General features: G+C 36.9%; 15 protein-coding genes. 10 read left to right on the top strand and 5 right to left on the bottom strand.

Going from position 1 to position 19,022, the window contains the following annotated elements:
• Nucleotides 1-18: 18 nt before the first annotated feature.
• The 3 genes from ACFCT9_RS08160 to ACFCT9_RS08150 all read left to right on the top strand — a co-directional run bounded on the left by ACFCT9_RS08160 (nt 19) and on the right by ACFCT9_RS08150 (nt 4,451).
• Entirely contained in the window at nt 19-1,797 is a 1,779-nt protein-coding gene (locus ACFCT9_RS08160; RefSeq protein ID WP_412521637.1) for a metallophosphoesterase, read from the top strand.
• 104 nt (nt 1,798-1,901) lie between these two features.
• Nucleotides 1,902-3,662, top strand: coding sequence for a metallophosphoesterase (locus tag ACFCT9_RS08155; protein ID WP_412521636.1), 1,761 nt, complete (start codon nt 1,902-1,904; stop codon nt 3,660-3,662).
• Nucleotides 3,663-3,746: 84 nt separating this feature from the next.
• The gene (locus ACFCT9_RS08150) at nt 3,747-4,451 is read left to right on the top strand and encodes a hypothetical protein (protein WP_412518451.1); all 705 of its coding nucleotides are present in this window, start codon (nt 3,747-3,749) and stop codon (nt 4,449-4,451) included.
• 173 nt (nt 4,452-4,624) lie between these two features.
• Here the strand turns inward: ACFCT9_RS08150 and ACFCT9_RS08145 are convergent, their stop codons facing one another.
• Nucleotides 4,625-5,557: an NAD-dependent epimerase/dehydratase family protein gene (locus ACFCT9_RS08145; RefSeq protein ID WP_412518449.1), complete on the bottom strand. Its 933-nt coding sequence runs from the start codon at nt 5,555-5,557 to the stop codon at nt 4,625-4,627.
• A 280-nt stretch (nt 5,558-5,837) separates the two neighbouring features.
• Between ACFCT9_RS08145 and ACFCT9_RS08140 the strand changes: the two genes are divergently transcribed.
• Genes ACFCT9_RS08140 through ACFCT9_RS08130 form a run of 3 tightly spaced genes read left to right on the top strand, consistent with a single transcriptional unit; the run spans nt 5,838 to nt 8,314 of the window.
• Nucleotides 5,838-6,560: a MerR family transcriptional regulator gene (locus ACFCT9_RS08140; protein ID WP_412518447.1), complete on the top strand. Its 723-nt coding sequence runs from the start codon at nt 5,838-5,840 to the stop codon at nt 6,558-6,560.
• A 16-nt stretch (nt 6,561-6,576) separates the two neighbouring features.
• Nucleotides 6,577-7,503 (top strand): ABC transporter ATP-binding protein, encoded by a 927-nt coding sequence (locus tag ACFCT9_RS08135; protein ID WP_412518445.1) that lies wholly within the window; start codon nt 6,577-6,579, stop codon nt 7,501-7,503.
• 1 nt (nt 7,504) lies between these two features.
• Nucleotides 7,505-8,314 carry an ABC transporter permease gene (locus ACFCT9_RS08130; protein WP_412518443.1) on the top strand — a complete coding sequence of 270 codons (810 nt, stop codon included), beginning with the start codon at nt 7,505-7,507 and terminating at the stop codon, nt 8,312-8,314.
• Between the two features lie 83 nt (nt 8,315-8,397).
• Here ACFCT9_RS08130 and ACFCT9_RS08125 read toward each other — a convergent pair whose 3' ends face one another.
• The 3 genes from ACFCT9_RS08125 to ACFCT9_RS08115 all read right to left on the bottom strand — a co-directional run bounded on the left by ACFCT9_RS08125 (nt 8,398) and on the right by ACFCT9_RS08115 (nt 12,673).
• Nucleotides 8,398-9,570, bottom strand: coding sequence for an ImmA/IrrE family metallo-endopeptidase (locus ACFCT9_RS08125; RefSeq protein ID WP_412518441.1), 1,173 nt, complete (start codon nt 9,568-9,570; stop codon nt 8,398-8,400).
• Nucleotides 9,571-9,730: 160 nt separating this feature from the next.
• Nucleotides 9,731-10,978, bottom strand: a complete 1,248-nt coding sequence (locus ACFCT9_RS08120; RefSeq protein WP_412518439.1) for a Zn-dependent hydrolase — start codon at nt 10,976-10,978, stop codon at nt 9,731-9,733.
• 69 nt (nt 10,979-11,047) lie between these two features.
• Complete coding sequence (locus tag ACFCT9_RS08115) at nt 11,048-12,673, bottom strand: PucR family transcriptional regulator (RefSeq protein ID WP_412518438.1); 1,626 nt, start codon at nt 12,671-12,673, stop codon at nt 11,048-11,050.
• Nucleotides 12,674-13,025: 352 nt separating this feature from the next.
• Here ACFCT9_RS08115 and allW point away from each other — a divergent pair, with 352 nt between their 5' ends.
• Both allW and allB read left to right on the top strand, forming a co-directional pair.
• On the top strand, nt 13,026-14,519 hold the full coding sequence (allW, locus tag ACFCT9_RS08110; RefSeq protein ID WP_412518436.1) for an allantoin permease: 1,494 nt from the start codon (nt 13,026-13,028) through the stop codon (nt 14,517-14,519).
• Nucleotides 14,509-15,870: an allantoinase AllB gene (allB, locus tag ACFCT9_RS08105; protein ID WP_412518434.1), complete on the top strand. Its 1,362-nt coding sequence runs from the start codon at nt 14,509-14,511 to the stop codon at nt 15,868-15,870. The genes allW and allB overlap by 11 nt, the downstream gene beginning before the upstream one ends.
• 82 nt (nt 15,871-15,952) lie before the next feature.
• On the opposite strand, the gene ACFCT9_RS08100 is transcribed toward allB, so the two are convergent.
• On the bottom strand, nt 15,953-16,768 hold the full coding sequence (locus ACFCT9_RS08100) for an alpha/beta hydrolase (RefSeq protein WP_412518432.1): 816 nt from the start codon (nt 16,766-16,768) through the stop codon (nt 15,953-15,955).
• Between the two features lie 195 nt (nt 16,769-16,963).
• Between ACFCT9_RS08100 and allC the strand changes: the two genes are divergently transcribed.
• Together allC and allE are read left to right on the top strand one after the other, a co-directional pair.
• Nucleotides 16,964-18,196, top strand: a complete 1,233-nt coding sequence (gene allC, locus ACFCT9_RS08095) for an allantoate deiminase (RefSeq protein WP_412518430.1) — start codon at nt 16,964-16,966, stop codon at nt 18,194-18,196.
• Nucleotides 18,197-18,219: 23 nt separating this feature from the next.
• Nucleotides 18,220-19,008, top strand: a complete 789-nt coding sequence (gene allE / locus ACFCT9_RS08090; protein ID WP_412518428.1) for a (S)-ureidoglycine aminohydrolase — start codon at nt 18,220-18,222, stop codon at nt 19,006-19,008.
• Nucleotides 19,009-19,022: the final 14 nt, after the last annotated feature.

Genomic DNA, 19,022 nt, shown 5'->3' with positions numbered 1-19,022 from the left:
GCATTGAAGAATATTAAGATGACTAAGATGGTAGCAGGAAGTATGGCAAGTTTAATGCTTTTATTATCGACAGGAGCAGCACAAGCAGATGCAAGTGGGAAACCAACTCCACAAGCAGCACCGCAAGCGCAACAGGCACAACAAGGGATTAAATTACTCAAAGACAAACCTAAAGTTGCACCGGTTAAAAAGAAAAACAGTCCTAACCGTATCATGACAAACTTTAATGGCGACACTAAAACTGAAATGGGCTTCAACTGGTTCACTACAGATAAAGCTGAAGAACCACAAGTTTGGGTTTCAACATCTAAGAATATGAAAGATGCGAAAGCATTCAAAGCTGATGCAGAACAAGTGGACTCTCAATACATAGAAAGAGATCATTCTGGCCACTTCATTTTCGCTGATGTGGAAAAAGATGATAATGGTAAGCCAGTCAAAGACAAAGATGGCAATCCTAAAATTAAAGGTTACTTCACTGATAAAGGTGCTAACGGTCCAGAATGGACAAGCGGTGACCAACACGGTAAAGCTTCTTTAATGAACGTTAAAGAATATAACTACAAAGCGAAAGCAACAGGTTTAAAACCAAACACTACGTACTACTACAAAGTAGGCAGCAAAAAAGGCAAACAAAGCCAAGTCGGTACATTCAGAACTTCTGGTAACGCAGGTGATCCATTCAAATTCGTACAATATACTGATACACAAAATGCTTACTGGAATGAACACGTACGTAACGAAGCAAAATTCGGTGCGAACACTATTGCTGAAGCAATTAAAACTGCAGGCAATCCAAACTTTGCATTGCATACAGGCGACTTCGTTGAGAACTCACAAGTAGAAGATGAGTGGAGCGATATTTACGATCAATCACGTCCATCATTCATGTCTTTAGCCATCGCACCAGCAGCTGGAAACCATGATGAATATCCATTCAATGAAAAAGATAAAAAGTTATTAGACCGTTTCAACCGTCACGTGAACGTGCCTAAAGCGAATAACGCAGTGAACGGTGGTTCTTACTACTCATTTGATTACAATGGTACACACATGGTAGTTGCTAATACGAATGACAACAAAAAAGGTCCAGACAATCCAGAAGGTAAAGCCATTGGTAAAAAACAAATGGAATGGATTAAAGAAGACATCAAAAAAGCACGTGCAAACGGCTCAAAATGGATTATCTTAGACTTGCATAAACCAATGTACTCTAAGTCATACCATGCTTTAGAAGATGAAGATATTATGAAATTACGTTCAGAGTTAACAAAAGAAGTCGATGACTTAGATGTAGATTTAGTGTTACAAGGTCATGACCACGTATTAGCTAGAACTAAAATGTTACAACATACATCAACAAGCAACAGCTTCGTTAACGCAAAAATTGAAGATGCGAAACAAGTTAAAGGTGAAGATGGCGTAACATATTACGACAATCCAAAAGGTTCAGTTTATGTATTACCTAACACTGGTGGTACAAAAGCTTATGATGATATCTACAGCAAACCATTAGATCACATCAAAAAAATCGAACCAAAATTAAAATGGTTAACTGAAGAACAACGTCAAGAATACAACAACTTATTTGCGGTGGGTGAACAACCTCAAAAAACAGATGCCTTTAATACGAGCCACTCAAACAACCGTGACTCATCACAACAAAACTTCTCAGTTTATGAAGTGAAAGGCAACAAATTAATCGTCAAAATTTATCAATTAAGCGGTGACATCAGCAAAGGTGAACCAAGAACAGTTAAATTAATTGACCAATTCGGTATCCAAAAAGATAAATAATCCTTATAAATCGCGTTTCATGAATCAACGATGAATAAATCATATGAAATATTGGAGGAAAACCATTGAAGCATAAGTACATCAAGAAAATTGCAGCAGGAAGCATGGCGAGTTTAATGTTATTTTTAGCAACAGGTGTCGGTCAAGATACGACATTTGCGGCTGATCAAAAAGGTCAAGAAACACAAGAAGTCGGACAAAACAAAGCAGGTATTAAATTACTGAAAGACAAACCAGAAGTTGCACCTGTACCTAAAAACAATAAACCTAACCGTATTATGACAAACTTTAATGGAGATACTAAAACAGAAATGGCTTTCAACTGGTTCACAACAGACAAAGCTGAAAAGCCTCAAGTTTGGGTATCTGAGACTGAAGACTTTAAAGACGCTAAAACATTTAAAGCTGAAGCGAAAAAAGTGGATTCTCAATATATCGAACGTGACCCATCAGGCCATTTCATCTTCGCAGATGTTGAAAAAGACGATAATGGTAAAGTGAAGAAAGACAAAGACGGCAAAGAAAAAATTAATGGCTATTACACTGATGCGACAGTAGGCGGTCCTGAATGGACGAAAGGTGACCAACATGGTAAAGCGTCTATTGGTACAGTAGATGAGTACAACTACAAAGCACATGCTAAAGGTTTAAAACCCAATACGACTTACTTCTATAAAGTAGGTAGTGAATCAGGTGAACAAAGTGCAGTAGGTCAATTCAAAACATCTGGTTCAAAAGATGACGGCTTTAAATTTGTACAATATACTGATACACAAAACGCATTCTGGAATGAACATGTGCGTAACGAAGCGGAGTATGGTGCAGATACAATCAAACAAGCATTAAAAACAGCGGGTAATCCAGACTTTGCAATCCATACAGGCGACTTTGTAGAAAATGCGCAAGTTGAAGATGAATGGAATGACATTCTAAATCGCTCACAACAATCATTAATGTCGGTACCTTTAGCACCAGCATCAGGTAACCATGATGAATATTCATTTGATAAACATGAAAAGCGTAAGTTATTAGATCGCTTTAACAGACATATGAATGTTCCTGTCTCAAACAATGCTATGAGAGGCGGCTCTTATTACTCATTTGATTACAACAACACACACATGGTAGTTGCGAATACCAATGATAATAAAAAAGGAAAAGACAACCCTGAAGGTAAAGCCATCGGTAAGAAACAAATGGAATGGATTAAAAAAGATATCAAAAAAGCACGTAAAAATGGTGCGAAATGGATTATCTTGAATATGCATAAACCAATGTATTCTAAGTCATACCATGCATTAACTGATAAAGATATCATGGCTTTACGTAAAGAATTAACAAAAGAAATTGATGATTTAGATGTAGATTTAGTATTACAAGGTCATGACCATGTGTTAGCACGTACAAAAGTGTTACAACATACTTCAACTAAAAACAGTTTTGTGAATGCTAAAATTGAAGATGCAAAACAAGTTAAAGGCGAAGACGGCGTAACATACTATGACAATCCAAAAGGTTCTGTGTATGTCTTACCAAACACGGGTGGTACAAAAGCCTACGATGACATCTACAGCAAACCATTAGATCACATCAAAAAAGTTCAACCAGATTTAAAATGGTTAACTGAAAAACAACGCAAAGAATATAACAACTTATTTGCGGTGGGTGAACAACCTCAAAAAACAGATGCATTCAAAGATAGTCATGAAAATAACCGTGATTCAACTGCACAAAACTTTGCAGTCTATGAAGTCAAAGGTAATAAATTAATCGTTAAGATTTATCAGTTACAAGGTGACCTGAGTAAAGGTGAACCAAGAACAGCGACACTTATTGACCAATTCGGTATTTCAAAAGACAAATAATAATGCAATCAATCGTCATTTGACGAAGGCAGGGACTCGTAAAGGATACGAGTCCTCTGCCTATATACATAGGAGGCAAGATTTATGAAAAAAACTTTAACATATCTAACAGCAGTCGCAAGTTTAGGCTTGATTTTAACAGGATGCAGCGGACAACAAGAGAAAAAAACAAGTGATGCTAAAGCTCAGACAGAAACAACAACAGAGTTACAACAACCTACAGCCTCAACGAAAGACATTAAAATCAATAAAGAGAAATTATCTGATAAAGATCAAGAAAAAATAAAACAAGAAGTCATGAAGTGGGCAGAGAAACGTGCGAAACAACAAGGTTTAGCAACGTCTAATCGCTACTTTGGTGCAGGTGAGATTTCTATTGGAGACTGGTATGCGATGACACCTAAAGGTGAACTGCAAGTCAGCAATCAAGATGCACCAGGGCCTAAAGCCTTTGAACGCCATAATCTTGTAGGGGTCGTGTTCTATCACTCTAACCAAGGTGTAACAGGTTATGATGAACATGCGAAGCATTTATCAAACATTGAAGGTTATGATAAAGTAGCTGACTTAAACCAACCTGTTACTAAATATTTATTCGCAGATGACGGTAAAGTCTATGAATGTCAATTTAAATCCGACAAACCAGTCACACTATCATCAGGATTCGCACCTAAAGATCATAATGATAAAGACCCGAACTTAAGACCTGATGAATTGTTTAAAGTCTCTGAAGATGAAACTGCGACTGAATTGATGAATCATTTAGTCAAAGAATACGGCAAAAAATGATGTGCAAATCTGTACATAAGACATAATAATTTTGTCTAATTTGTACATATTTAAAATGGGGCAGTCATAGTAAGATACTGAATAGAAGTTGATTTCTTATAAGTACCCTAATGAATTGAAATGCTAAAAATTCCCAAGCGAACGATTGCCGCTTGGGAATTTTTTTGCGCTTATTAATTTTCATTATATGCTAGATATTCCGCAATTCCTTTAGATACAGGATAGTTAGGTTGATAGCCTAACGCTTTTAATGGGGATACATCTGAACGTGAATGTTTGATATCGCCTGCACGTTCCTCTTTAAATGAATAGTTCACTTCATAACCGAAGTAGTCTGAGAAGGCTTTGAATACGGTTAATAAATCTGTTGCCTCTCCTGTTCCTGCATTATAAATTTTGCCGTTTGTTTCCTCATTATGCAAGACAATCCAAATGGCTGAAAGCAAGTCTTTAATGTAAATAAAGTCACGTGTTTGTTTACCGTCACCAAAGAAAGTGAAATCAGCTTTGTTTAAGAATTTCTGATTTAAAATGGATAATACACCTGAGTAATCTGACTCTGGGTTTTGTCTTGGACCATACACGTTGAAGAAACGTAAAGAAACGGTCGGCAAGTTATACAGTGAATGGTAAATTTTTGCGTATTGCTCACTTGCGAATTTCTGTACAGCATAAGGTGATAATGGATTAATTTTAGAGTCTGTTGATTTTGGTAAATCTGGCAAGTCACCATAAATTGCTGCAGAAGAAGCGAATAAGAATTTTTTCAAATTCGGGTTATGTTGACGGTTTGCCTCTAATAAATGAATTGTTGAATCAATATTATCTCCGTTGGATTCGACCGGTTTGTCTACCGTTTCTACTACACTGACCATTGCGGCTAAATGAAAGACAAAATCAAATTGATGTACTTTCACAAGTTCTTCAAGCAATTCAAAGTCTTTTACATCATTTTGGTAGAAGTGATCATCATCTATAAATGGGATATTCTCTCGTTTACCTGTAGAAAGGTTATCTACGATAAATACTTCTCCGCCTTCGTTGTTAAATTTCTCTGCGATGTGCGAACCGATAAAACCAGCCCCGCCTGTAATCAATACTTTCATAATAGGTACCTTCCTCATTAGAAAATTTATAGCTTGCATCTATTTTAATATGTATACGTCTAAAGTGTAGCATTATACTATAAAACTTGAAAGACAAAACATGTGTGAAACTATTAAAATTTTGTAAAGTCGCGAACACGCGTCATGACAAGGATGAACAAGACAGACGGCAGTCTGACTTTATAGTATTTTCTCAAGAAAACACTTGCTTATGACGCAGCGTTATAGCGTAAGCTAGAGATGTAGAATAAATATAAAAATAAGTAGGGAGGCCATGCTCATGGAATATTCAACAGGTGAATTAGCCAAAGCTTGTGATGTATCAGTACGAACGATTCAATATTATGATCAAAAAGGATTGTTAGAACCGAGTCGCATGGAACATAAACGCAGACTCTATAGTGAAGAAGATAAAACAAAATTAGAAAGCATTATCCTGTTAAAAAGTATGGGCGTATCGCTTCAAGAAATTCATCATATTCTTAATGAGTCAGAAGACAATGCGACGTTAAAAGTATTATTGAAAAAGAAACAAGTAGAATTAGAAAATACATTAACACAAACGAAGCAACAATTAGCACGTCTGCATCAATTAGATGATCTAGTAGGGAACGATAATCTCGGTATATTAGATAACGCACAACAATTCGAACAATTATCAGAACGTATGGATCAAATGCGTCATATACGTCGCAATATGTTAGTGACCGGAGTGGCAATTGGCGGTTATCAACTCAGTGCTTTAGTACGCGCATTCACGCACAAAGATTGGAAAATTTGGGCTCGTGCCATTCCGTTTAGAATGCTGTGTGCGGCAGGTCTAACTGCGTATTACTATCAAAGTGTCAGCTATGTCTGTCCTAATTGTCAAACGGTCTTCAAACCGAAATTAAGCCAAATGATGCTCGCAAATCATACGTTTAAAACACGTAAATTAACTTGTCCAAATTGTGGTGAAACTCACTATTGTATTGAAGTAGCGGATGATCGCAAGTTGATATGAAAAGAGGGAGAACATCATGATTGCAAAAGTAGAACATCTATCTAAAAGCTTTGCGGGCAGAAACGTTATACAAGATATTTCATTTGAGTTAGAAACAGGCAAAATCCATGCGATATTAGGTCCGAATGGTTCAGGAAAAACAACGACGATCAAATTAATGACGGGCTTATTAAAACCAGATAAAGGTACGGTAACGCTCTTTAGTGAATCGTTAGACCATCCGAACTTTAATGAAGTCAGACAAAAGATGGCAGTACAAAATGATGGCGCGCTCTATGAAAATTTGACAGTAGCACAAAATTTAAAGTTTTGGGCTGAATTATATGGATTGAATGCAGCTGATTTTAATCAAACCAGCAACTACTTATTAAAAGTATTTGATATTCAAGCACATATGCAAGTTAAAGCAGGGGCTTTAAGTAAAGGGATGAAACAAAAGGTATTGTTAATTCGAGCAATGATGACAAATCCTGAGTTATTAATTTTAGATGAACCGACTTCAGGTTTAGATCCCATTGCGGCACAACAATTCGTTGAATTACTAAAACAAATGGCAAAAACACAAGGTACAACCATCTTAATGTGTACCCATCAACTTCAAGGTTTAGAATCAATTGCGGATAATATTTTCATTATGAAAGCAGGCAAATTTATAGTACAAGGTCCAGCCTCACAGCTCATACAAGCAGAATGGCCTGCACATGAATTTCATCTGAAAGTATCAGATGCGAAACAAGCTGAACAGATACTAAGTCAAGCCGCTTTGGACGTTGTGAATTTTATGGAAACGAGTGAAAAGCAACTTATCGTTAAAGTGGATGCCTATCATGGTATTTCTGAAGTGCTTGCTGTGTTAATCAGACAAAATATTAAAATATATGAAGTAACAAAGTACCAACATTCACTCCAAGAACTTTATGCGAAGAAAGTAGGTGCTTTATAAGATGAATACACACCGTATTAAAGCATTAGTTAAAAAAGAATTGTTAGAAATGATGTATGATAAATCCACATTATATCCGATGCTTTTCATCGCTATCTTCTTTAGTGTCATACTGCCAAACTTATTAATTGTGTTCAGCACGAAAGTGGATTTAATCAATTTACCAAGTGAATTTGAAACATCCATCAAGCAGTTGAAGACTGTTGATTTACCAGCTGATGTATCAACGGCACATCTTATAATTTACATTGTATTGATGTATTTCTTAATGCCGCTCTTTCTGTTGATGCCAGTCATTATTTCAAATGCTTCCGCAAGTTATAGCTTTGTAGGAGAAAGAGAACATAAAACACTAGAAGGGTTGTTGTATACACCACTATCAGATAAAGAAATGTTATTAGGGAAAGTAATCGCATCTTTTATACCTTCCATTATCATTACGTATGGCGCGGTAATATTCTACGGTATATCTGTCAATATATTTGGTTGGCAACATTTTCATCAATTGATTTTTCCTAATGGTGCTTGGTTATCTTTAATTATCGTGATTATACCGTCAATTACTTTTCTTTCAATATGTCTGGTCATGATGATTGCGAACCAAGCAAAGAGTATGAAATCTGCACAAAGTGTGGCACTCTTTCTAGTCGTACCGATTATCGGTTTAATCATTTCCCAAGCCTCCGGGATTATGCTTCTAGGTTTCAAAACGATTCTAATTGCCGGACTCATTTTAATTGTATTGAACATCATTATTTTCATATTATTAGCGAAGTCATTTAACAGGGATAAAATGGTTTCGAAATTATAAACAGGGCGATATTTTCGTCCTGTTTATAATTTTATGAAGAAGTAGAAAAAATTTAAGAGAATTGAATCGAAGCAATCAACGTGTTAATGCTCATTTGTCGTATCAATGAAGTCATATTGTAGAATTTCTTTCGGTTCTTTTTTAGTGAATTTATCAAATAAACTTTGATTGATGTTGGCTAACTGAGTTAAAAATTCGGGTTCTACTTTTAAGGTATCTAGAAATTTTTGTGGTGTGATGAGTTCGCGTACAAACATGTATTCTAAATGCGCATTTATTTTTAATGGATGTCTGCGTGTGAGTGTATCATCCAAAGGTTCAACGTTATCGTAATGTTTGTCTTGAATCGCATGACAAAAAATATTGTATTGTTCTGGTGTGAGTAAGCCTAATTCATAAGCACGCATGCCCATGACTTTGATGGAGACATACCATTTCTGTTTTAAAGGTAGATAATCATCTGGATTAGATAGATGAGCTATCTTTTTCATATCTTCTCTAAATGCTTGTTCAGGCAATAGAAATGAGAGGGCAAAGGTATTTGCTTCACGTTCTAGCGCTTGATATTCTTCATGCGTGAGTAAATCAAATTGAATATGCTTATGTAATAGTAAATGACCTAATTCATGCGCAACATCAAACATGCTTTGTACGGCAGAATCGTTGTTGTGCGTTAAAACAATATAAGGCATACCTTTTTCAGACCAGAAACTGAAAGGATTGGCTTCGTTATTGATATTTGATTCACATATACATACGCCTGCTCTTTCTAACATAAATAATAATCTTAGATTCGACGGCTCTTTCATCAGTAATGCATGTGCTTTTTCAGCAGCACTTCTAACGAATTCGATTGGAGTGCTATCTTGGTCGTAAAGCTGTTCTATTTCATATAGGGTACCTAAAATTAGTTTTAAAGGTGATTTGACGAACTTTAATTGGAATTCTACAAAGTTCGCGATAAATACAGATTGGTAAAATTGTTGTGCATGTGTACGAAGGTCATAGTTGCTTAGAGACACATGTCCGCGTTGAACTGTATGAGATTTAGAATAGACTTTGTTGTCGTCTGTTAGATAACTGGTTCTTACTTTGAAAAACCGACTTAAAGTTAAGATCAAATTGAAATTAAAAGGGGCATTGTTTTTCTCGCATTGTCTTAATTGGTATTCACTGATATTTGTGTGTGCAGCTAAAGTACTGTAGTTATAACCGTGTAATTGATTTAAGCGAACGAGTTGTTTTCCAATATTCATAGATGTTGTGTGCTCCTCTGTTAGTTATTTAAGGTTCTGTTCGAGATGGAAAGTTGTCTGCTATTTATTGTTTTATTATACATAAAACCCGAGCGAAATCATGATAATTACGCTCGGGTTGCTTTTGATTATGTTATATTCAGTTCATTTTATTTTACAATTATTGTAGTTTGACGTCTGCTTTCGCAACTTCAATCACAGTATCAATGAGTGTTTGGACACCTTTTTCAATTTCTTCTGGTTCAACAGATTCTTTTGGTGAATGGCTGATACCGTCCTTACATGGGATAAAGATCATGCTGGTAGGGCAGATTAAAGCCATGTTCATTGAATCGTGACCGGCACCGCTGAACATGAAGCGGTAACTGTAACCAAGTTGATTGCATACATCTTTAGTAATTTGTGCCATTTCAGCATTTAAGCCTACAGGTGTGTCTTGACCAAGGTCTTCGACCTCTGCTTGAATGTGACGACGTTCTGTAATATCAGTAATGGCTTGTTGTACTTCTGTCGCAACTTGTTCGCGTGACGCTAATTCTTTGCCTCGAATATCTATCAATAGTGTGACATCACCAGGGATAGCGTTCATGATATTAGGAAAGGCGTTTAAATGACCGACTGTCGCAACGACGCCTGCCTTATGATATGTTTGCGCAATTGATTCGACCTTTAAAATGATTTCTGATGCGGCAGTTAATGCATCATAACGCATCGGCATCGGTGTTGAACCTGAATGACTGGTTTCACCTGTCAGTTTGACTTTGAAACGGTGGGGTGCTGCGATATGTGTCACAATCCCAATGTCTTTATGTTTATTTTGTAAGATAGGCCCTTGTTCGATATGCAGTTCTAAGGAAGCTTTTAAGTCACCTTGATGATAGAAATCTTGTTCTGAAGGCAAGCTTTGTTTCAATGTATCGACTAATTGGAATAATGTTTTGCCTTCATTATCTTTAATGGCTTTCATATCATCTTGTGATAATTGGCCGATCATGTATTTACTGCCTAGTGTCGCAGTGTTGAAACGTGCTGATTCTTCAGCTGTAAATGCGACAATTTCAATCGGATGATCTGTTTCAATTTGGTGTTCGTTCAAATGCAGCATGAGTTGTAAAGCAGCAACGACACCAAGCAAGCCGTCGTAACGACCGCCGTCTTTCACTGTGTCAATGTGTGAGCCAATCATGACCGGCGGTAAATCCGGTTGTTTGCCTTCTCTTCTTGCGATGACATTGCCGAAGTAGTCGAAGCGGACTTCTAATCCTGCTTCGCGGCACAACATTGAGAATTTCAAAGCGGCTAAACGTTCGGCGTGGCGAAAGGCAATACGGTTTGTGCCGCCTGTTTCAGTGTTAAAACCATAGTTATTAAACGTGTCTAAATGAGACATGACAGTATCTCTATTCATGGAGCTCCCCCTGTTTTGTTTATGATTGATAGATAGTTATTAAACTGTTCTGTGTGCAATGTGAGTGGCTTATTTATCAAATAGTATTTCTTCTGATGCATATAATGCAAGTCGAATGTTTAAAGAGTTGAACGGATCTTCTACAGTACAGCCTAAAAGTTCTTCACAATTTTTAATACGGTATTTGACCGTGTTGCGGTGAATAAACATTTTTTTAGCTGTTTTCGTAATATCACATTGATAATCCATATAGATTTTAAGTGTATCTTTCAATTCTTCATCTTTTTTAGTACTAGGATAGGCTAGATCACCTAAAGTATGTTGAATGAAAGGTTTTAATTTACTTGGCGGTATCAGTTGCAGCAGTTCTTTCATACTTTTTGATTGATAGAAGTTCATAAATGCTTTACGCGTTTTATCTAAACCACTTTCGTAGGCTTCATTCGCTTCTAAAAATGATGTGGATAATTGAGAGAACTCTGTGACTTTATTTCCTATACCAAATGAAATACTGCTGTCGAAGAACTCATGATACTCTTTTTGAATATGTTTTAAGTAATTTATATAGTATTCGTGTTGAGACTGCAGTAAAATCGCAAATCGGCGATTGCTTGGCATACTGTAAACGCTAATACGTGAATCTAAATCTGTCAGTTTATGTTTTAACCAAGTGAACACAAATTGATAACGTTCTTCCACGTACTGACTGTTTTCTAAATTATCCATAGGATCAATAGCACAAATAATGACTTGATAATAATCAGATGGATAGATGCCATATTGTTCGAAAAGAATAGGGTGGTTATGAACGGATAAAGATTGATCAGAACGATTGGTAATGAGTGATTCGAAGAAGCGATTGATATCTAATGATTCAGCTTCTTCGACTTTTTTATTTTTATAAATCGCAAAGCTTAATGTCGTCACAATCTGTTCGATCGTTAATAAACTGAAAGGATATGACAACTTATTAATATCCGATACCATTAAATAATATGGGAAATACGCATACGCCTGTACTTTGAAAATGGCGACATCATTGGTGAACTTAGTTTGATTGCGTGTAATGGTATTCGCATTTTTTGAACGTAAGTATTCTAGGAAATATTTGATATGTTGTTGTTTTAATAATTTGTTTTGTTGGTAATGCCAGCTTTGAGAGTCAACCATATAGAAAGGATTGAATAACAGAACCGGAACCCCTAAGATGCGGCTCATTCTTTCTATCATTGTTTCGACACCGAAGCCTTTGATTAACATATCGTTCAATTCTTCTTGAATGTTTAAGGCGTAGTTTAACTTAGCTGTCTGCTCATCTGAAATATATGTTGAAATTTGTCTTGTGATTTCCCCTAAGTTCCATTCATCAGAAATTTCAATGAGTGGAAATTTTAATTGGTTCGCATAATCAATCACATCTTGATTAATCTGTTTTAAATAACGTGACGTTTTAATACCTAACCCTGCAGTATTAATGTCATTCAACTCTTTAATCATTTGTTTTAAACCTTGCTGATTATCTTTAAACAATAATCCTGTCGTCAGTATAAATGACTCTTTAGCAGTGTAGTCTTTAATATCAATATTCTCAGTGATGTCTAAATGGAGCACATCCCTATTCAAATCCCCGTGTTCATTGATGAGTTTCAATCCGGCAAAGCGCGGAGCAGCAAGTATATCCTGCAACGTCGGCATTTAATCACCTTCCTTAAAGTTGGTAGTTCAATTTCAGATGTTATGACAAAGGTCTTTATTTATACAAGTGAATTTACTTTTTGTTTTATCAACCTTGTTCAATAGCATTTAACTTCCCCTTAAACACTTTATGTAATTTCTATTAGAAATATATGAATACTATTGTACCTTAGTTATTTGCATCTACTGAAATAAATTTTAACATGAAATGACATAATTTGTTCGAAATCGATAATTTTATAAAAAATTACTGTCAAACTGCACAAAGAAAAACGTTTCCACTCACTGTAAAATTTTAAGTAAAGATTATACGTATAGTCATTATTTATTCCAACTCAAAGGAGATATACAAATGACGAAACAGGGGCAAGCGCAAAGCGGCATTCATGATGCGGCTTTCTTTGAACGCAGAGGCTATAACAAGGATGTTATGCCGAAAACTGGCAGCCAAAGGAATACATCAACATTTAACTTCTTTACCCTTTGGATGGGGGCTGTCCATAACATTCCAAACTATACAGCCGTAGGCGGATTTTTGCTACTAGGGCTTTCGCCGTTACAAGTTATCTTCGCATTGATTTTCAGTTCGTTTATCATTGCAGCATTACTTGCCGTTAACGGTTATGCAGGTTCTAAGTACGGCATTCCATTTGCGATGCAGTTACGTCAAACTTACGGAGACATCGGGGCAAAGCTTCCTGGTGTGTTACGTGGTGTAATTGCGGGTATTGGATGGTTCGGATTACAAACCTTCGCAGGCTCACAAGCATTACTTATTTTGCTTATTAAGATCTTCCCGGGGTTCGAGCATCTTGGTAATGGAACGACAATTTTAGGTATCACGATACCTGGTTTAATCGCATTTTTAGTGTTCTGGGCTATTAACTTTGCGATCGGTATCGGCGGCGGTGAAACATTAAATAAATTCACTGCAGTTTTAAACCCGTTAATTTATATCGTATTCGGCGGTATGGCAATCTGGGGATTCATGGTTGCCGGCGGCTGGGACAACATCATGAACTATGAAATCACTACAAAATCAACTGGTGTCATTTATCCAGCCATCTTATCATTCATCTTAATTTTCAACTCAATGATGGGTGTATGGGCTGGACCAGGTTCAAGTGTTTCTGACTTTACACAAAAAGCAGTTTCAACACGTTCACAAATTGTAGGTCAAGTTTCTGGTATTGTAGTTGCGCACTTATTGTTCGCATTCAGTAGTGTGTTTATCATTATTGGTGGTTCTATCTTCTTAGGTCATCAAGAATGGAACATTCTAACTATTATCAATCACTGGGATAGTATCTGGGCAATCTTAATTGCAACAGGTGTATTATTGATGACAACAATTTCTACGAACGCGACAAGTAATATCATTCCAGCAGCATACCAATTAAGTGTATTGATGCCGAAATGGATTAACTATCGCCGTGGTGTGATTTTAGCTTCTGTGATTAGTATTTTGATTATGCCTTGGAAATTAATGGAAAATGAAGATAGTATTTTCGTTTTCTTAAACATGATCGGTGCGATTTTAGGACCTGTTTCAGGTGTGTTAATCGTACACTTCTACTTAATTAACAGATGTAAAGTTGACATTGAAAGATTATACTTTGACTTGAACGACCCGCATCATGGCGGATTGAGATTTAACTTCTCTGCATATGCGGCAACGATTTTAGGTGTTGTATTCTCACTATTAGGTTTCATTCCGAAATTCCAAGTTATTTCTGACTTCTCTTGGTTTATCGGATTTATCATCGCAGGCGTTTCTTACATCATTTTATATGTGATTGAAAAGAAATTTAAAAAGGATAAAGGAGAGAAAGCTAATGAAATATGATTTATTAATTAAAAATGGTCGTGTTATTTTAGACGAAGGCGAACAAGAAGTAGAAGTAGCCGTTAAAGACGGTAAAATTGCAGCAATTGGTCATGATTTAGGTGAAGCAGAAAAAGAAATCGACGCAAAAGGTCAAATCGTTGCGCCAGGTATGGTAGATGCACACGTGCATATTACAGAACCAGGCGGCGGATACCGTGATGGTTGGGAAGGTTATGAAACAGGATTGAAAGGTGCTGCTAAAGGCGGCGTTACTTCAATCGTTGAAATGCCTTTAAACCAAGTACCAGCAACAACTGACAGAGCTTCAATCCAAGAAAAATTTGACGCAGGTAAAGGTAAACTATCAGCTGACGTAGCAAGTTATGGCGGTTTAGTACCTTATAACTTAGACGGCGGCATCCAAGAGTTAGACGAAGAAGGCGTTGTGGCTTACAAAGCTTTCCTAGCTACTTGTGGTGATCGTTCAATCGAAGGCGACTTCGAAAACGTTGATGATTACTCTCTTTACGAAGGTATGAAACAAATTGCGAAAACAGGCAAGATTTTATCTGTACACGCAGAAAACGCTGATATTACTGACCGTTTAGGCGAAATCGCTTATAAAAACGGCGAAACATCATTAGCAGCTTATGTAGATTCAAGACCTGTATTTACAGAAGTTGAGCCTATCCGTAAATTGATTTTATTCGCGAAAGAAACAGGATGCCGCTTACACATCGTTCACGTAGCATGTGAAGAAGGCGTTGATGAAATTGTGAAAGCACAACAAGAAGGTGTCGATGTGACATGCGAAACATGTACACACTATCTATACTTCTACAAAGAAGAATTAGATGACATTGGTCCAGTTGTAAAATGTTCACCACCAATCCGTGAAGAATCACGTTTACCAGGTATGTGGGAACGTGTTATCAATGGTGACATCAACTTTGTAACATCTGACCATTCACCAAGTACACCTGACTTAAAAGATACTGACAATGCATTTGAAGCATGGGGCGGTATCGCAGGTATCCAAAATAACGTGGATGTATTATTTGATGAAGGTGTTCAAAAACGTAATTTATCATTGAAACGTTTCGCTGAAATCATTGCGACAGAACCTGCAAAACGTTTCGGCTTAGAAAACAAAGGTAGTATCTCAGTTGGTAAAGATGCAGACTTCGTCTTCATCAAACCAGAATCTTCTTACACATTACAAGCTGAAGATTTAGAGTACCGCAATAAATTAAGTCCTTATGTAGGTCGTACAATCAACGCGCAAGTTGCGAAAACAATTTTACGCGGTGAAGAAACTTATAGTCTTGAAGACGGTGTTTCTAACGACTTCCGTGGTGAATTTATCTAAGTCTTGGTTAAATAGATGTGCTTATGATATAAGCATCAAAAGAGGCCTCCGAACTGAATGGTTCGGAGGCCTCTTGTCGTCTTTAAACAAGATTTAATAAGAATGATTGAGCTTGTTGATAAATATCTAAATTGAAGTCGTTTACTTCACGATCGAAATCGTGGTCTTTATTGTCAAAGGCAATGAATTTTGTGTTTGGAATATTGCGGTCTAAGTGCTGTGCTTCACCGAAGGGCACATCTGGATCTTGTTTGCCATGCACGATAAATGTAGGCGGAAATGTTTGGAGTGTTTTCGGTGCAATATTATAAGCTGCATCTGTAGATTGTTGAATGCCGAGTAATTTCAGCCACTGGTTTTGGCCACGTGCATAAAGGTAAATGAGATAACGTGTCTGCAAATCACCTTGTGTTAAGGGTTCCTTTTGAATCATATTGTTGAATAATTCTGGTGTGATTTGTTGGGACATGGCCTTGTATTGCGGGTTCGCACGTAAGAATTGAGGGACATGGAAACGACTGTAACCATAGAAATCAAGAATACCTTGTACTTCTCTTTTAGAAGCAACAATCAAAGATAAGAATGAACCGGCAGAACGTCCAAATAAGAAAATCGGCAAGTCTGGATGATTCGCTTTAACGTTATCAAATTGTGTTAAAGCATCTTCAATGATTGTGTCTATATTGCTTTCAGGTGCAAGTCGATAATCTGCAGAAATCATTGTGAAGTCTTCAGTGAGTAAATCCACATAGGCTTGTGGTAAATCATCAGGTTGTCCGAAAATTAAACCGCCGCCATGAAAGTAAAGCACGATCCCTTTAGGTTCATTTTGAGCGGGTGTGATGATTTGTGTTAATTGAAATTGGTCTTGGGTTGTAATGTGTTTTGTTTCTGACAACAAAAGAACCTCCTTTAGTTAATGTTAAAAGTATGGAATTTATTCATAATTACCCAAAATAATTATCCCAAACCTTATATCTATCGTATTTGTACAAAATGAATAAATCAGCGGTTGTTAATTGTCGGAATTGTGGATGTAGTAACAAAAGTAAACATTTATAATAGATGATGAGATGAAAAGGAGTTGTTGTATATGAACATCCGTTCCTCTTTTGAAGCTTTAGATAAGCAATTTACCGCTTACGGCGGTTTGGTTGGTGGAGGAATTACCCGTTTGCTTTATTCAAACGAATGGCAGCAAGCGGTGCATGCTTTAAAAGAAACATTAGAATCAGCTGGATTTGATGCAACTTTCGACGATATCGGCAACTTAACAGGCCGTTTAGAAGGCAGCAAATATCCAGAAGAAAAAATTGTTTCAGGTTCTCATATTGACACAGTTGTTGAAGGCGGTCATTTAGACGGTCAATACGGAATCTTAGCTGCAGTCACAGCAATGAAAGCACTAAAAGAAGAATATGGTCAACCCCTTCGTTCTTTAGAAGTACTTGCTTTAGCTGAAGAAGAAGGCAGCCGCTTCCCATTCGCATTCTGGGGCAGTAAAAACTACTTCAATCTTGTAGACAAATCAGAAGTTGAAGAGATTGCAGACGCAGAAGGTGTGCGTTTTGAAGATGCGATGAGAGATTCAGGCTTTGACTACAGAAAACAAGATCATACACATGATGATATTAAAGCTTTCGTTGAAGTGCATATCGAGCAGGGGAAAGTGCTTGAAACTGAAAACAAAGCTATCGGCGTTGTCAATGGTATTGTTGGACAAAAACGCTATACCATTACGTTAAAAGGTGAAGCGAACCACGCAGGTACTACACCGATGGGCTTAAGAAAAGACGCAGTAGTCGGATTCAGCGAAATCGCTTCTAAATTAACACAACGTGCAAGAGAAATCGGAGATCCGTTAGTATTGACTTTCGGCAGAGTGGACCCTGTACCAAACACTGTTAACGTGGTACCAGGTGAAATTGTCTTCAGCATTGATACACGTCATATCGATCAAGACGCATTAAATCAATTCGCTGATGAAATCACTGAAACGATTAAATCAGTATCTGAGTCAGAAGGCTTAGATTATGACATTGATTTATGGATGGACGAAGCACCAGTGTTAATGGATAAAGGTTTAGTAGATCGTATCGAACATTCGGCTGACCAAATAGTGGGTAATGAACAATATAAAGTTATGGCATCAGGAGCAGGACATGATTCACAAATCTTTGCGAAATTTGTTCCGACTGCAATGTTGTTCGTACCATCTATCAACGGTATCAGCCATAACGTTGAAGAAGAAACAAACATCGAAGACTTAGTAAAAGGAATCGAAGTATTAAAAGACGTTTTATATGAATTAGCTTACAAAGAATAATTAATGTAAAGGAGATTTTAATCATGGGTTACTTAAATCACAATCAAGGTTATAGAGAAGGTTTATTGGAGTCAAGATCAGTTATTAAAAAAGACAATTATGCGGTAATTGATCCAGATGGCTTAGTGAATAACGTTGTTCCAGGTTTCGAAAACTGTGACGTTACAATCTTAGGTTCACCACGTTTAGGTGCACGTTTCGTTGACTACCTAGTAACATTGAAAGATCAAGGCGGCAATACACAAGGCTTTGGCGGAGACGGTATCCAAACATTCATCTATGTGGTATACGGAAACATCAATGCGTATGCAGGCGATGACAAATATGAATTATCACAAGGCGGCTACTTATATGTACCAGCTGACCAAGTCATGAAATTCGAAAACAACAACAATAACGAAGACAGCCGCGTATTCTTATACAAAAAACGTTACCAACCACTTGAAGGTCACAAACCAGAAGTTGTATCTGGCAATGTAAATGAAATGAAAGCAGAACCATATGAAGGTATGAAAGAAGTATTAGTACAAGACTTATTACCAAAAGATATCGCATATGACATGAACATTCATATCTTATCATTCCAACCAGGTGCTTCACATGGTTATGTTGAAACACACGTACAAGAACACGGTGCTTACGTATTAAGCGGTCGCGGTATGTACAACTTAGATAACGAATGGTTACCAGTAGACAAAGGTGACTATATCTTCATGGGCGCTTATGCTCCACAAGCAACTTATGCTGTTGGTTTAGAAGAACCATTCGCATATATCTACTCTAAAGATGCCAACCGTGACATCGAACTATAAGAGAGGGTTTCTAA

The organism is Staphylococcus simulans, assembly GCF_047037175.1.
GTDB classification, from domain to species: Bacteria; Bacillota; Bacilli; order Staphylococcales; family Staphylococcaceae; genus Staphylococcus; species Staphylococcus simulans_C.
Note: the sequence above shows the minus strand (reverse complement) of the source record. Positions and strands in the feature narration are given on the sequence as shown.

Excerpts from the sequence above, each read along its gene's own strand:
- ACFCT9_RS08120 (WP_412518439.1), bottom strand. The coding sequence starts at position 10,978 with ATGAATAGAGATACTGTCATGTCTCATTTAGACACGTTTAATAACTAT.
- ACFCT9_RS08135 (WP_412518445.1), top strand. The coding sequence starts at position 6,577 with ATGATTGCAAAAGTAGAACATCTATCTAAAAGCTTTGCGGGCAGAAAC.
- ACFCT9_RS08125 (WP_412518441.1), bottom strand. The coding sequence starts at position 9,570 with ATGAATATTGGAAAACAACTCGTTCGCTTAAATCAATTACACGGTTAT.
- ACFCT9_RS08155 (WP_412521636.1), top strand. The coding sequence starts at position 1,902 with ATGGCGAGTTTAATGTTATTTTTAGCAACAGGTGTCGGTCAAGATACG.
- ACFCT9_RS08140 (WP_412518447.1), top strand. The coding sequence starts at position 5,838 with ATGGAATATTCAACAGGTGAATTAGCCAAAGCTTGTGATGTATCAGTA.
- allB (WP_412518434.1), top strand. The coding sequence starts at position 14,509 with ATGAAATATGATTTATTAATTAAAAATGGTCGTGTTATTTTAGACGAA.
- ACFCT9_RS08160 (WP_412521637.1), top strand. The coding sequence starts at position 19 with ATGACTAAGATGGTAGCAGGAAGTATGGCAAGTTTAATGCTTTTATTA.
- ACFCT9_RS08130 (WP_412518443.1), top strand. The coding sequence starts at position 7,505 with ATGAATACACACCGTATTAAAGCATTAGTTAAAAAAGAATTGTTAGAA.
- allE (WP_412518428.1), top strand. The coding sequence starts at position 18,220 with ATGGGTTACTTAAATCACAATCAAGGTTATAGAGAAGGTTTATTGGAG.
- ACFCT9_RS08115 (WP_412518438.1), bottom strand. The coding sequence starts at position 12,673 with ATGCCGACGTTGCAGGATATACTTGCTGCTCCGCGCTTTGCCGGATTG.
- allC (WP_412518430.1), top strand. The coding sequence starts at position 16,964 with ATGAACATCCGTTCCTCTTTTGAAGCTTTAGATAAGCAATTTACCGCT.
- ACFCT9_RS08145 (WP_412518449.1), bottom strand. The coding sequence starts at position 5,557 with ATGAAAGTATTGATTACAGGCGGGGCTGGTTTTATCGGTTCGCACATC.
- ACFCT9_RS08150 (WP_412518451.1), top strand. The coding sequence starts at position 3,747 with ATGAAAAAAACTTTAACATATCTAACAGCAGTCGCAAGTTTAGGCTTG.
- allW (WP_412518436.1), top strand. The coding sequence starts at position 13,026 with ATGACGAAACAGGGGCAAGCGCAAAGCGGCATTCATGATGCGGCTTTC.